Source organism: Embleya sp. NPDC025285, from assembly GCF_055558835.1.
Genome location: NZ_JBVHLU010000167.1, coordinates 1 through 14593, shown reverse-complemented (window position 1 = coordinate 14593; position 14593 = coordinate 1). Strand labels below are relative to the sequence as shown.

8 protein-coding genes and 4 CRISPR repeat arrays are annotated in these 14593 nt (G+C 69.1%); all 8 genes read right to left on the bottom strand.

Annotated elements, in window-relative coordinates; genetic code table 11:
* Positions 1-178: 178 nt before the first annotated feature.
* Positions 179-952 carry a hypothetical protein gene (locus ACZ4FV_RS49370; RefSeq protein ID WP_465327861.1) on the bottom strand — a complete coding sequence of 258 codons (774 nt, stop codon included), beginning with the start codon at positions 950-952 and terminating at the stop codon, positions 179-181.
* A gap of 240 nt (positions 953-1192) precedes the next feature.
* A CRISPR array of direct repeats spans positions 1193-2013; the repeat unit is 28 nt; unit sequence GAACCATCCCCGCGGACGCGGGGCCGAC.
* A gap of 281 nt (positions 2014-2294) precedes the next feature.
* Positions 2295-2684 carry an alpha/beta fold hydrolase gene (locus ACZ4FV_RS49365; RefSeq protein ID WP_465327860.1) on the bottom strand — a complete coding sequence of 130 codons (390 nt, stop codon included), beginning with the start codon at positions 2682-2684 and terminating at the stop codon, positions 2295-2297.
* A gap of 10 nt (positions 2685-2694) precedes the next feature.
* On the bottom strand, positions 2695-3396 hold the full coding sequence (locus ACZ4FV_RS49360; RefSeq protein ID WP_465327858.1) for a DUF899 domain-containing protein: 702 nt from the start codon (positions 3394-3396) through the stop codon (positions 2695-2697).
* 375 nt (positions 3397-3771) lie between these two features.
* Positions 3772-4407: direct repeats of the CRISPR family, unit length 24 nt; unit sequence CATCCCCGCGGACGCGGGGCCGAC.
* Positions 4408-4579: 172 nt separating this feature from the next.
* Positions 4580-5890, bottom strand: coding sequence for a phospholipase D-like domain-containing protein (locus ACZ4FV_RS49355; protein ID WP_465327856.1), 1311 nt, complete (start codon positions 5888-5890; stop codon positions 4580-4582).
* Positions 5883-9284: an AAA domain-containing protein gene (locus ACZ4FV_RS49350; protein WP_465327854.1), complete on the bottom strand. Its 3402-nt coding sequence runs from the start codon at positions 9282-9284 to the stop codon at positions 5883-5885. The genes ACZ4FV_RS49355 and ACZ4FV_RS49350 overlap by 8 nt, the downstream gene beginning before the upstream one ends.
* The gene (locus tag ACZ4FV_RS49345; protein ID WP_465327852.1) at positions 9281-10042 is read right to left on the bottom strand and encodes a DciA family protein; all 762 of its coding nucleotides are present in this window, start codon (positions 10040-10042) and stop codon (positions 9281-9283) included. The genes ACZ4FV_RS49350 and ACZ4FV_RS49345 overlap by 4 nt, the downstream gene beginning before the upstream one ends.
* A gap of 1267 nt (positions 10043-11309) precedes the next feature.
* Positions 11310-11456, bottom strand: coding sequence for a hypothetical protein (locus ACZ4FV_RS49340; protein ID WP_465327850.1), 147 nt, complete (start codon positions 11454-11456; stop codon positions 11310-11312).
* A gap of 142 nt (positions 11457-11598) precedes the next feature.
* The gene (locus ACZ4FV_RS49335; protein ID WP_465327848.1) at positions 11599-11766 is read right to left on the bottom strand and encodes a hypothetical protein; all 168 of its coding nucleotides are present in this window, start codon (positions 11764-11766) and stop codon (positions 11599-11601) included.
* Positions 11767-11964: 198 nt separating this feature from the next.
* Positions 11965-13336: direct repeats of the CRISPR family, unit length 29 nt; unit sequence GGGACCATCCCCGCGTTCGCGGGGCCGAC.
* A 776-nt stretch (positions 13337-14112) separates the two neighbouring features.
* Positions 14113-14447: direct repeats of the CRISPR family, unit length 29 nt.
* Between the last annotated feature and the right edge of the window lie 146 nt (positions 14448-14593).

The window sequence follows — 14593 nt, the reverse complement described above, 5'->3', positions numbered from 1 at the left end:
ACCTTCATCGTTCGAGCAGCATCGCTTCAGATCGCTCTCCTACACGAGGTCTCCTCCACGTTCAGGACACACCGAAAATCTTGCCAGAGCCACATTGACGAGTACGCCGACAACCGTGGATGCAAGAATGGGGTGGCACCCCCAGGGGCGTTCACGAGTGATCGTTTCCCGCGGGTGGCTACGACATCGATGTCCCTGGAGGCCTCAGGCCGCCTTCGAAACCGATGCGTTTCTCGAACGCGGGAGCCACCGCGAAAGCTCTTCCGCAGGGTGGGCATTCCGCCGTTCCGAAGACGTACGGTAGGCCGCGAGCCAGCGACTTCTGGCGATCGCGGATCGCGATCCCGAGAAGTCGTGCACCCAGCGGGGACATCTCCTCCTGTGCGGTCGGCCGTAGCGGGCGGCGATCGATGTCCCCTCGGTCCCAATCGCGGATCGCGGAGTAGTGGCCGTAGTCGCCCACCGCGATGGTGACGTCGGCGTCGCAGTGGGGGCAGTGGGCGCCGAGGAACGCGTCGGTGAGGTCGTCGAGGGTCCAGGCCCAGGCGAGGTGCCCTTCGAGCGCGAGCATCTCGCACAGCAAAAGGATGTAGTGCGCCTGGTGGGCGTGCTCGGAAAGGTGGGCGTCCGCGAGTGTCGCCAGCTGCGCGATCCGAGAGGCGTGCGGGTCAAGGGCGGAGTCGTGTTCGCGATGCCTACGGCCCGCCGCGACGATCTGGCCGGCGAGGGACAACGCGGCGTCGCGGTCCGGTGGGGCGCCGTCGACGGCCACCGCCCACAGCAGGGGAATGGCGGCGAAGCTTGCCGCGCACACCCCTTCGTCCAGACAGAGATTGTTCGCGAGCTCGCGCCAGGTCCGTTCCCGGTTGTCCGGGGCGAGATTCGCGAAGAGCACCGGTATGTCGTCCGCCGGGCCCCAGAAGTGGTGGAGCTGTGACCAATCCGTTGTCATGGGCCGGATTCAATCACCCACGAGGGGCCGCGCGTGGCGCCCTTGTGCTGATTCCCTCGGCGGCCGCGACCAGGATCTGCACCTGTCGATCGAGCCTGGCCGGGAGTGGGCACGAGTCGGTGGTCACGCCCTGGGTTCGCCGAAGTCGTGGGTGCCGGAGGGGATGTTTCCCGAGGACGCCCGGGGCCTGACATTCGCGGGGCCGACACCGGACAGGGTGGCCTGTCCGGTGTCGGTCAGGGAACATCCCCGCGGACGCGGGGCCGACAGGCGAGTAGGGCGAGGGGCCTCGTTTCGGTGAGAACCATCCCCGCGGACGCGGGGCCGACTCGAAGAACGCCTGGTTCGCATCTCGGGCCGCCGAACCATCCCCGCGGACGCGGGGCCGACGCCGTCACCGAGGCGGATCGGCGCCTGCGCGAGGAACCATCCCCGCGGACGCGGGGCCGACCGGACCACGGCGCGTCTTCCTTCATGGCGACGGGAACCATCCCCGCGGACGCGGGGCCGACGCCACGCCGACCCCCGACCGGAGGGCCTGGTGGGAACCATCCCCGCGGACGCGGGGCCGACGGCCGCTGCGGGGTCGAGGGGTTCGGGCGCCGGGAACCATCCCCGCGGACGCGGGGCCGACGGCGGCTGCGATGGCCGCCCAGAAGCACGCGAGGAACCATCCCCGCGGACGCGGGGCCGACGCGGTCTCGCGGACACCTCGGTGTCGATACAGGGAACCATCCCCGCGGACGCGGGGCCGACGCGACCGTAGAACGCCGGGTCCGTCAGCATCCGGAACCATCCCCGCGGACGCGGGGCCGACGTGTCGCTGTAGGACTCGTGCTCGGTCCGGCCGGAACCATCCCCGCGGACGCGGGGCCGACTGTACGTCCGCAAGGCGGCGCTGCTGGACCGGAGAACCATCCCCGCGGACGCGGGGCCGACCCCGAAGGCAGCGGGGGCCCGTTCACACTCCAGGAACCATCCCCGCGGACGCGGGGCCGACTCTCGGCCGACTCGGTCCTGTCCCGGTTCGACGGAACCATCCCCGCGGACGCGGGGCCGACGCTGGATGACCTGGGGTTCTACCAGTGGGTAATGCCGTTTTCAGTTAGTTGCATCTTGCCACCCGTTGCTGCCTGGTGCGAAGCGGATCTTCCAGTGACTCACGGTAGTTCACCCAACGACCTCCTCACCCGCACTCCCCCAGACCCGCGGAGTTCGCGGCCGAGATCCCCGTGCCGACGCAGCCGCCTGCCGGTCGACCGGGGTCGGCTGAATGCAGGACGGTCCGCAGGCCGCCTGTGGTGGCGGGCCGCGTCGGTTCCGGGAGTGGCCGACCCGGCGCTCAACGGCCCAGCCGGTGCCGCACGTAATCGGTATGGGCTTCGCCGACTTCGATGCTGTTCTCGTCGAGGCCGTTGGCAACGCGGAAACGGCCGGTGTCGAAGGCGAACTCCACGGCGATGGTGCCGTCGGCCAGGTCACGGCTCGAGGGACGCCACTCGAGCAGCGAAACGTCGCGCAGTACCTGCCCGACGAACGGCTCGAAGACGATCACGGTGCGCCCGGCCGCGAAGGCCGACACCCACGGCTTCATCGACTCGGTACCCATGAACGCGCCGGGAATGAGCAGCAAAGGAGGCGTCCCCGACGTACCGAGTTCGCCGTACACCTCGTGGTAGAGGCTCAGGCCGTTGATCGCCAGGTGCCCTTGGTGCGTGGGCTTCGTCGTCATCAGCGCGACCTCACGCCTCACGCCGTCGGCCGTAGAGCCGCGCGACAGCGGGAGAGTCGAGCCACTTGGAGTAGGTGGGCGACTGCGGCCAGCCGTCGGGCGAATCCTGCCACTCCTCCTGGCGGCCCCACGGCAGGATGTCGACCAACGGGAAGGTGTGGCTGAGCTGTTCCGTACCGCGGCCGGAGGTGTGCCAGGTCCGGTAGACGGTGTCCCCGTCCCGGAGGAACACGTTCACCGCGAACCCCCCACCGGGCGGCGCGTCCACGTCGGCCCCGAACGAGCTGTCCGACGACGAGTACCAGTCCATGGTGTTCCCGACTTCGGCCTTGTACGCCAGCGCTTCCGCGATCGGCCCGTTGGTCACGATCACGAAGCGCGCATCGTAGTTGTCGAGGAATCTCAGCCGAACGTACTGAGACGTCAGGCTGGTGCACCCGCCGCACTGCCACTCCGCGCCGTCGGACCACATGTGGTTGTAGACAATGAGCTGCGAACGCCCGTCGAAGACCTCGACCAGCCGAACCGGCCCATCCGGCCCGATAAGCGTGTAATCCGGCAGCTTGACCATCGGCAACCTGCGACGCTGTGCCGCAACGGCGTCGAGCTCCCGCGTGGCGGCCTTCTCCCGCACCCGCAACTCGTCAACCGCCGCCTGCCACGTTTCCCGGTCGACAACAGGCGGCAGGGCCCTGGCAGTCTGCTCGGTCATGGTTCCTCCCGGCATCAGATGAACGTACCTCTGATGTGTAGACCGAACCCACCGCCCGAACTCATCGCTGCCGTGTCGGATTCATCAAAGCGAGTTCCGCGGCCAGCCACCCAGCCGAGCGGTCGGTTCAACGCGGAACCATCCCCGCGTTCGCGGGGCCGACGCGGAGACGCTTGGTCTTGCCGTCCTCGGTGACGGAGCATCCCCGCGTTCGCGGGGCCAACTCGAGGAAGGTCAAGACATGGCCGACGCGCTCAGGAGCATCCCGCGTTCGCGGGGCCAACCTCGTAGGCGAACTCGGCCTCGGCGTCCATCGAGGAGCATCCCCGCGTTCGCGGGGCCACGATCGACGAGGCCCGCGCGGAAGTGAAGGGAGCATCCCCGCGTTCGCGGGGCCAACTCCAGCTCGGCCGACTCGACGCGGGCGCGCAGGGGAGCATCCCCGCGTTCGCGGGGCCAACCTTGTGCGTGAACTGCCGTGCTGCGTAAGGGAGGGAGCATCCCCGCGTGCGCGGGGCCAACTCGGTACTGGTGTCGTAGTGCGTCCAGAAGCCGGGGGCATCCCCGCGTTCGCGGGGCCGACCTCACGACCCAGGTCGGCCTCGACCACGCGCCAGGGACCATCCCCGCGGACGCGGGGCCGACGACGTCGAGCTGGACGAGGACGGGACCGGGCAGGGAACATCCCCGCGGACGCGGGGCCGACGCTGCGGCCCATCGCGGCGTAGCGGGCCATGCGGGACCATCCCCGCGGACGCGGGGCCGACAAGATTTGCGCGGTATCAGAACGGCACACGGCGGGACCATCCCCGCGGACGCGGGGCCGACCACCGCCACAACGGCACGCTGTTCGGCGCCACCGGACCATCCCCGCGGACGCGGGGCCGACTTCGCGAACACGCGGCCCCGCGACTCGATCGAGGGACCATCCCCGCGTTCGCGGGGCCGACTCGGGGGCGACGAACAGCTTCTTGAACGAGGCGGAACCATCCCCGCGGACGCGGGGCCGACCTGGTGCTCGCCGGCGCGGCGCCGTAGGTCTCCGAACCATCCCCGCGTTCGCAGAGAACCTGCCGCTTGAGTTGGACGTCGAAGGCGCCCTCGTAGATCGGGGGTGGTCGCCGTCGGATACGGGGTTGCCGACGGCCGAGCCTTGAGGCCGACGGCGTGCCCTTGCCGGGGCCTATGGCTGGGGGTTTGCGCGCTGCTCGTCAATGAGTTTTCGGTAGCGCGCGTACGCTTGGTCGACCTGCTCCCGAGCCCCTACGTGGATTCCTTCCTCCATGCGGTAGGTGCGGTTCCGGTCACCGAGGAAGGAGAGCCAGTTGAAGCTTGTGGTCACCCAGAAGTCGTCACAGATCAGGATCTTGGCGTGGTTGTTCTTCAGGCGGACGAGTACGAACTTGCCGGGGTATCGCTGTTGTAGATTGCGCAGCTTTCTCAGGGCGGCGGGGTCGGAGCCTTCGTCGGTCGTGCCGATGCCGTAGGCAATGTGTACTTCGACGTTGTGACGAAGCCGATCCTCGAGCGCGGCGAGGAAAGTAGTGGTAACCACGGTGCCCTTGATCCAGGGAGCAATGATCATCAGTCGCCTCCTGGCCTGACCGAGTGCCCGATCGAGGAGGAGCCGGTGCTCGTAGACGCCGATCGGCCGCACTGCGGGTTCGTCGTGCGGGCTCTCGATCGCGGGGACCGCTTCCGCCTCGGTGCGGACGCTTGCGACAGCCGCCGTGTCCGCGGCCTGTGGTGCGGCTTGGTCCAGCGACAGGCGCAGTTTCTCGACGGCGTTGACGCGTGCAAGCGCCGTCTCAAGGTCCGGGCGGAGGGTTCCGTCAATGGTGACGGCGAGCTGGATGTCGTTGCCGGAAGCGTCGCCGAAGACGAGAATCTGCGCGGGAAGGTAACGGTGCAGCCGGCGTGAGATCTTGCGGACGCGCAGGATTTCCACCTTGGGGCGTGTCGGGTCCTGTGCGAGCAGCGTGTTGATGGCCGCAGGTGTGATGTCGGTTTCCTCGATCGTCGTCTGGGCAGCGGGCAGCAGTAGGCGGCCTTGGGCCTCCGCGTCCTTGCCCCAGATGAGGCTGTGCCGTGACGCGGCGCACAGTTGCCACGTCAGTTTGTCGAAGACGAGCGGGAGCTGTCGCAGGACGGGCTGTGTCGCGGACAACGTGCGGGCGGACTCGCGGCCCTGCGCGGTCAGGGAGAGTGCTTCCTGCTGCTCGTCGTATCGGAGGTTGCCCTCGGAGACCTGGGATGCGGCGATGCCGGTCAATTGTTGTGTACGCAGGCCGAGAAGGTTGGCCTGTTGGGCCAGCGAGGATGTTCCGGCGTCGGTGAGCCGCAGCACGAACTCGTCCAGTAGCGGGAAGCGTTTCTTCTCCTGGGCGACGACGTCCAGGGTGAGCAGCGCGACCGGGACGGCGGCGTCTTCGACGGCGAGTAGAGTCAGGCCCGGCTTGGTGTCCCGGTACCTGCGGTAGGGATCCTCAGTCATGGTGGGCCTGCCTGATCACGCAATCAGCGGGATGCGAGGTGATGTAGTCGAGAACGCCGTGGAGTGCTCCGGAGGTTCCTCGGATGAACTGTGCGCTTCCCACGATGACGAGACCGAAGCGCGAGCGCGACAGTGCGACGTTGATGCGTCGCCAGTAGTCGGCGCCGAGGAAGCCCAGTTTTCGCTCGGGGTTGTTGCGTGTGATCGAGAAGAAGGTCAGGTCCGCTTCACGGCCCTGGACCGAGTCGACGGTGTGGACCGCGACGTCGAGGTTCCGGTAGTTCTTCGACGTGACGGCGCGCCGGAGTTCCTCGATCTGGCTGCGATACGGCGAGATGACGAGGACGAAAAGCCGTTCCTGGCCTTGCGGCATCGCCACGTGGCCCTTGCCGAGGGCGTCCTCCAGGTTGCGCAGGTGCCGCTGGATGACTTTGACTTCGGCCCTGTTCAGGTAGCTCGGCGAGGTGCCGCTGCTCTTGGTTTCGCGGCTCGCGGCGCCCATTGCGCTGGTGTCGTCCCACAGGACGGGCCGGCCGAACAGCAGGTCGTATCCCCGCAGGCCCGCGTCGAGCGGGGAGTCGAGCGTCCCGTCGTAGAAGCAGGTGGAGACCAGGCTCCCGATGGGGCGGATCATTCGGTACTGCTTGGTCAGCTGGTGTATGGAATGTGCGGGGAGCCCGTCGACGAGACGACTGAACAGGGTTTGTTCGACGTCCTGTGGTTTCAGGTCGTGTTGCTCGAGGATGGTCTTGGAACGCAGCAAGTCCTCCTCGGTCGGTGGGAGTTGCCGCGTGTCGCCGACCAGGATCCACCGTTTCGCCTTGACCATGGGGACCAGGGCCTCGGTGGCCGTCGCCTTGGACGCCTCGTCGAGGATGCACAGATCCAGGTCCAGGGTACGTACGGCGGGGTGGCGCAGGAACCCGAGGCAGGTTCCGGCCACCACTCGGCTGGTCTCCAGGAACACTTGCGTGAGCGACTCGTCGGCGGCGACCCGCTGGAGCCACTCGCCCTGCAGCGCGAGCAGTTTCATGAGGTCCCGGCTGGTCTGTTCCGTCCCCAAGAGGGCGACGACGGCGTCGTTGACGTCGTCGTGTTGCAGGTCGCTGGGCAACGTCAGGTCGCCTGCCAGGTGTGACCGTGCCTGGGCCGACAGCTCTCCCCGGAGGTCCCGCAGCATGTCGAGGCGCTCGCGCTTGCCGTAGGAGCCTCCGGTGAGTGTCAACGCGGTGGCCAGTTCCGAGGGCTCGTCGTCGTGCCCCTCGCTGAGATCGCCTTCCAGATCCGCGATCTGGTCGAGGGTCACCGCGAGTTCCTGGAGGACCAGGGCGGCGCGCAGGTGATGGGTGGGGACGTCGGAGGCCCGTGAGCGCTGTTCGATGTACTGCTCCGCGCGACGGCGCACCTGCTCCGCCCACTTGGCCATGCGCTGGTCGAGGAGGAGGTGACGCACGGTCGGGTCGACACGGGGATCGTCGGGAACCCCCAGACGGACCAGTCCGTCGATTCCCGCGCGATCGAGCCTGGACAGGGCGTTGTCGACGGCGACGTGGGTCTGCGAGACGATCAGGACACGCGCCGTGGGGTGTTCGGCCAGGAACTGTGCGACGGTCTCGGCGATGAAACTGGTCTTGCCGGTCCCCGGAGGCCCCTGGACGATGAAGACGTCGCGGGCGCCCACGGCGGCGCGTACGGCCCGTTGTTTGACGGAATCGAGATCGAGGTTCCAGCTTGTGACGGGCGCGTCGAGAGGAGCGGCGTTCGTCGTGGGATCGGAGAGGAGGCTGCCGAGATCGGCACGAACCGACGTCTGCGCCTTCACGGCGGCCAACGCGTCCCGCTGGCGTCCCAGGGCGACGTCGCTCGGTCCCAGGTCCGGTGTCAGGATTCCGCGCGCCGGCAGGTCGGAGAAGCCTGTTCCTCGCAGCACCAGGGTGGTGCCGCGTTGTTCCACGACCTCGCCGCGGCCGGCCCTGCGGGCGGACGGGCCGAACGATACGCGCCATTCCGTACCGAAGAGGTCGTCTCCGGGCGGCGCGTCGAGCTCGAACTCGTACTCGAGACCGCGGCGCTGGACGGACTTGAACGGGAGCGGGACGAGGTCCCCTCGGGCGAGGTCCTCGCGGGCCTGGAGTACGCGCGACCAGGCGTCGAACAGTTTGGGCTCTTCGGTTCGGGCCTCCTGGATCTCCTTGGCCGCGCGTTCCTCCTCGAAGCCGTCGAGACAGGCGATCAAGGCATCAGCGGCGGCCGTTGCCTCGGCGCCGTTGCGTCCCGAGCAGGTCCAGGCGAACACGTCGGGTACGCGCATGGCCCGCTCGCGGAGTCGATCGAGTTCGTCTGGCCTCGGGCGAACGGCTGCCGTAACCACGAACTCCTGGCCGGTGTCCGGCTTGATCGAGTATCGCCATTCGTTGCCGATGAGGACGATGACATCCCGCGTCACGATTCCACTCACCGGGTCGCGTCGATACAGGGCGGCCGAGCCAGTCGCGAGATCGGCGTGCACTTGGTCTTCCGCCCGACGTCGATCGGGCTCGTCGCCCTCGCCCAGGAGCCGGAGTGCGGAGTTCGTCAACGCGAGCCGGACCCGGTGTCTGCCGACGTCGCTGAGGGATACCGCCGGCACTCGGTTGTCCTGCAGCGCCCCCAGAAGTACCGAGGCGTTCTGCGGGCGCACGGTGGGATCGAGGTCGACACAGCGTTCGAGTAGTTGCCGTGTGTCCGGGGGCACCTGTGCACTGCGCAGCGCGGACACGACGTCGGCGCGGTCGTGGATCTTCGTGTCGGACATGCACTGCAGCAGGATTACGGCGACCGAGTAGATGTCGCGGCGGTAGGGGAGGTGTTCGTCGGTCGGAGGGGTGTAGGGCTCGGATCCGTAGCGGTTGACCGTGAGTGCATCGACGCTCGCGATCCGGTTGCGGAGTTTGGCGAGTCCGAAGTCTGCGAGGAGGGGGTGCCCGTCTGTGGCGATCAGAATGTTGGCGGGCTTGAGATCACGGTGCTCGACTTGGCAGAGGTGCGCATGTGCCAGCGCGGACACGATCGGGATGGCGATTTCGTCGAGGAGTTCGTCCCAGGCGTAGCGGCGCCCCTTTTTGAGGACGTCGGTCAACGAGTCCTCGATCCAGTCGAGCACGATGTAGAAGTCGCCGGTGTCCTCGGCGATGCCCGACGCCCTGAAACCGACGATGCCCGGGTGCTTGAGAGTGCGCAGTGTGCTGACCTCACGCTCGAAGATGCTGCGCGTGAGTTCGTCTGTCGATCCTCGAACGATTTTGATGGCGATCGGGTCGCCGTTCTTGAGGTCGACGGCCCTGTGAACGGTGGATAGGCCGCCGCGCCGAACATCCATCCCGATGAGTGCGAACTGCTCGGCGATCAAGGTCAACGCTGTCCCCCGTATGCTGGAACTCCCGGTCGGAGTCTAAGGGTTCGGTGCGACGCCTCGTGGCCCACGGCGAGAATCCCGATTCGGGGGTGTTGTCCAGCCGTCAGGCCTGCGAGCTCGAGTGCCGCCGTCGACAGGCCGAGCAGGAGGTCCGGGCGGTCTCGTTGCCGTCTGGCATCACACCTCCCCCAACGGCCCGCTTCGCCTTCCACGCCGCCACTTGAGTTTTTGCTCACAACAGGCTTCGTCTCGAAGGAGCGCTGACCTGGTCGGTCATCTCGGAACCGGTCTGCTCGGTCCCGACGTTCCCGCCGCGCTCGAACGAGGGCTCGGGTGCATGGATCCCGCCCGGCAGCTCCGCTCCCGAGGGTGTTCGAGGCCGGCTCTCGTGTCTCCGGGCGGGGGCAGTCGGAACCGCGCGGTGCTGTGGCTTCGCGGTGTTGCGGCGGCGGCATCGAGGCATGGGCGCGCGGTCGCGCATCGATGCGGACCGACGGCGTCCTCCGGGTGGACCCGGGTGGGATCACGCACAGGGTGCGGACGGTGTTCGGACCGACGGCCGGGTTGATTCGTTCGATCAACGTCCGCTGAACCAGGCGCAGTTGCGTGGCGTAAGTGCTCGATGCGGGATGCAGGTCCAGGCTGCGCATGCCGGGGTAGTAGTGGCCAGCGATGACGTTTCGTGTGTATTCCGGAGCGATCTGCGGCCACAGGTCGGCCAGGGAGCCAGCTGCCACCGGCGCACTCCAGCCGCGCACCGATCATGTTCGCGACCAGGGTTCCGAAGGGTTGCGGGTCGCGATCGTCGGGGCCGGCGGCGCCGTGCCGGCCGGTGGGCGGGCCTGCCCCGGCGGCTGGCACGCATGGCCCGCACCGCGCGCCTGAAGGTGTCGCGGGAGGTCCGGCCCCGAAGCTGGGGTGTCGTCGGTGGCCATCGGACACTCCCGAGGACGGTGACGCGGTGGGTGGTGGTCGGGGTCGAACACATGGCCTGGTCGTAGAGCCGGGGGGGCCGTAGAGGCGGCGGGCGTAGTCCACTCCGGCGCACTGGGCTATCGCGGGGACGAGAGTCGGATCCTCGCCCCGGCCCGGCGCATCTTGTGCAGAAGTTCCCGGGGAGGGGGAGCCGATCGGGATCGGGCAGGCCGTCCTCGCGGTGCGGGAGGTCGGCGAGTTCCGTGCCGTCGACGGTTGTCGAGTCGGCTGGCGCCGCCCGGTCGCGTTCGTGCCAGCACGGGGAGCACAGCTCGTTGATCAACGCTTGGCGGAGCAGGTAGATCCTCCCCGCACCAGCCCCGTTCCGACCCGGGTGGCGCAGGCCGCTGCGCAGGGTTGGGCATCGTGTCCTGCTCGTTGCCGATTCCGTCGGCGACGATCTCGGCGCAGGTCTCGCAGCGGCGGCCGGTGGACCACATGGTGCCCGTCTCGCAGTCCCAGTGGCCACAGCCCCATCTGGGCAGTGCTGCGCCCCGTAGCCAGCCGCCGGGGTTGCGGATGTCCTCCGTCGGAGTGGCGCCGTAGCGGATGGTGAGGCGCAGTCGCAGGCGGTCGGCATCCGTGCCGAGGTCGATCTGGCTGGTGATCTCCCGGTCGATTTTGCGCAGCACGAAGGCGTTGGTCCGGGTCAGCGGGGGACGGACGGGTTCCAGGACGGCCTGGGCGGCGGGGCTCAACGTCGCCCTTCTGCCTCCGGTGGAGTGGCGAGGGGTGTGTGCGGTTCATACCTGGGCGAGGGTAGGACGGGTCGATCGTGGTCATCTGCGGCAGCGCGTCGCCGATCGCGGGAATGCTCGCGAGCTGGCGCGGTTTCGCCGCGCGCCTACCACCGTCAGATCGTCTACGGCGGATGAGCAAGGCGACACCCACGTCATCCGGTGAGTCAGTCGTAGGTGATTCCTTATCCCCAGCCGGGGTACCCGATCCCTCCCCGCGGCGGGTACCCCGACGAGCCTGGGAGAACACCGCCCGACATCGGACCGGAGACCGGACCCGAGTGGGAGGCGCGGCCGACTCGTGCGCGGCCGTCTACATGGGTCCGACGATCTGGACGGCGGTGACGACCAGGACGCCGGGTGAGACCTGGTAGCCGACGAAGAGCTGGCCGCTGGTGACCTCGCGCCGGTCCTTGTCATACGTGGGGCTGGACCCGTGTCTGTACGGATCGTTCGCCAAAGCCCCACGCCCGTGTCGAGTTCGTGCCTGTCGCCCGGCGACAGAGCGCCGCGTTCCCGGTCCGCCCGCGGGGCCGACGCGCCGCCGCCGACGCCGAAGTGGTACCGGAGAGCACATCCCCGCGTTCGCGGGGCCGACGCGATCACAGCGTCGTGTCCTGGGAGATCGGCCGAACCATCCCCGCGTTCGCGGGGCCGACTTGGCGGATGCGTTCGCAGAGGGCGAGGAACTGGAACCATCCCCGCGCATGCGGGGCCGACGTCCAGGACGTGCACATCGACGACGGCACCGCCGCGATCACGTTCGGCACTTCGCCGATTGTCCTCCCCGCGTCGCTGGCCAACCTGGTCCGTGAACTCGTTGCGACCCGCCGTGGCAAAGCCAGGATCGGCACGCCAGACGAAGTCCCCTGTCTGTTCCCAGGAGGGCATCGGGGGCTCCCTCTCACCGACAGCCAGATCGGCAAGCGCCTCCGACTGCGCTGGCACCCTGGGCACTGCGGCGGCCTCGGGACCATCCCCGCGCTCGCGGGGCCGACTCGGCATGGGCATTCGCCTCGCGGCGCAGAGCAGGACCATCCCCGCGCTCGCGGGGCCGACGAGCCGTCGCGGTTGACGTTCACGGCGGCCGGGGGACCATCCCCGCGCTCGCGGGGCCGACCAGCGATGACGCGTGCGCGGTGGCTCCCCGTTGGGACCATCCCCGCGCTCGCGGGGCCGACGGGGCGACGCTGGCCGAGCGCGTGTGTAGGCCGGGACCATCCCCGCGCTCGCGGGGCCGACTCCCACGCCCGGCGCGTGGCGGCCGACATCCCGGGACCATCCCCGCGTTCGCGGGGCCGACACCGTCCTGGTCATCGGCTCCGAAGACGCAGCGGGACCATCCCCGCGTTCGCGGGGCCGACTCATGCCGAGTCATGTCCAGTCAGGACAACGGAGGACCATCCCCGCGTTCGCGGGGCCGACGCGCGGCCGGGGACCGCCGCCGAGGCCGAGCCGGGACCATCCCCGCGTTCGCGGGGCCGACTTCACCGCCCTCAACGGGGTGGCGAGGGTCCGGGGACCATCCCCGCGTTCGCGGGGCCGACAATGCGCGAGCACGAGGCCAGCCTGGGCACATGGGACCATCCCCGCGTTCGCGGGGCCGACCTGTGGTCCGAGGCCCGGTCGGTCGGGTTTCAGGGACCATCCCCGCGTTCGCGGGGCCGACTCGAGCGAGCGACTCGTGATCGTGTGCCACGCCGGACCATCCCCGCGTTCGCGGGGCCGACTTCAAGGCCGCCGTCGTCGGGCTGGTCGCCAAAGGACCATCCCCGCGTTCGCGGGGCCGACTGGCGGCGGTCGCGCTGTGCGCGGGCTGCGCGAGGACCATCCCCGCGTTCGCGGGGCCGACCTCGCCACCCGCAGCGAGAAACGGGTCAACAGGGGACCATCCCCGCGTTCGCGGGGCCGACCCGGCGATCGATCTCGGCCCGCAGCGCCTCCCGGGACCATCCCCGCGTTCGCGGGGCCGACCGGGTCGACGGACGGGACCGCGTGCAGCCGGGGGGACCATCCCCGCGTTCGCGGGGCCGACTGCTCGCGCGCCAGTGGAGATGGCTGGCCCTGGGGACCATCCCCGCGTTCGCGGGGCCGACCAACTCATTGACATCTGTATGGAAGCCCGTACAGGACCATCCCCGCGTTCGCGGGGCCGACGGTCGGATGCGTCTCGCGGCGGCTGGTCGGATGGGACCATCCCCGCGTTCGCGGGGCCGACTGCCGAACCGGCCGCCGGTCCCGCCCACCTGAGGGACCATCCCCGCGTTCGCGGGGCCGACTCAGTGGGGAAACTGAGTGGGAACCGCGCTTCGGGACCATCCCCGCGTTCGCGGGGCCGACCCTGGATGACCTGGGGTTCTACCAGTGGGTAACGCCATTTTCGTTCAGTTGCATCTTGCCACCTGTTGCCGCCTGTCGTGAAGCGGATCTCCCTCGACTCCACGGTAGTTAACCTCGCGGCCTCTCCCCTGGCGTTCCTCGCCGCCTCTGCAAAGGCAGTGACCGATGGCCAGGCTGCCTGGTGATCGGCCGCCGGATGGATCAAAAGGCGACTACCTGCGTCGACCATTCCAGGGTCACGTCGTCGGGTATGAATTGGGCCTCGAACACGTGAAAGCCCTGGGCCTTCCGCCGGAACATCCACGCGTTCGCGGGGCCGACCCCCCCCCAAGCGCATCGCACCGGACAACAAGCCCGAAGCATCCCCGCATTCGCGGGGCCGCCCCTGGATGACCTGGGGTCCTATCGGCAGGTAGCAGCCTTTTCGTTCAGTTGCATTTTGCCACCGACGTGTTGCCCCACGGCCAGGTGAACCTCCGTCGACACCACCGTAGTTCACCCCGCCAGCCCCTCGGTGCGCGTCGAGTGGCGATCGGTCCGGCCCAACCGAGGATCGCAACGATCGACGGCGACTCCGCCCTCGACGCCGACCGTGGAAACAAGCCCGCCCGCTGGCAGCCGACGACCGGACCTCGATCGACGCCTGTTCCTCCACGGATCAATCCCCGCGATCGCGGGGCCGACGTCCATAGGTACTGGTCGGTTTTGGACTTGATCGAGCAATCCCCGCTCGCGCGGGGCCGACCTGCGGGCGGAACCCGTCGACACCGGCCGCTCGGGAACATCCCCGCGGACGCGGGGCCGACGCCGGAGCGGACGATGAGGCGGTGGCGTAGGCGGGACCATCCCCGCGGACGCGGGGCCGACCGTGCGGGCGGGGCGCGGAAGGAGGTTGGGGCGGGACCATCCCCGCGGACGCGGGGCCGACGCGGTCCGCACCTCGGCTGAGGCCCGGGTGGTGGGACCATCCCCGCGGACGCGGGGCCGACTTCGCTACCGCCTTCGCTGATTTCGCCGTGGCCGGACCATCCCCGCGGACGCGGGGCCGACACCTTCGGGTGAGTCGCCCCGGGGCCACGCCTGGGACCATCCCTGCGGACGCGGGGCCGACGGATACACGGAAGCAGTGGGACACATCCCGAAGGGACCATCCCCGCGGACGCGTGTCAACGCTCTCTGAAAACTGACCCCCTGCGGGTCTCGGAAAATTGCCCCCCGAGGCCGGTTCAACCCTGATTCGCGCGGTTCTCCTTGGCG

Coding starts and splice junctions, on each gene's coding strand:
- ACZ4FV_RS49370 (WP_465327861.1), bottom strand. CDS start 952: ATGACAACGGATTGGTCACAGCTCCACCACTTCTGGGGCCCGGCGGAC.
- ACZ4FV_RS49360 (WP_465327858.1), bottom strand. CDS start 3,396: ATGACCGAGCAGACTGCCAGGGCCCTGCCGCCTGTTGTCGACCGGGAA.
- ACZ4FV_RS49355 (WP_465327856.1), bottom strand. CDS start 5,890: ATGACTGAGGATCCCTACCGCAGGTACCGGGACACCAAGCCGGGCCTG.
- ACZ4FV_RS49365 (WP_465327860.1), bottom strand. CDS start 2,684: ATGACGACGAAGCCCACGCACCAAGGGCACCTGGCGATCAACGGCCTG.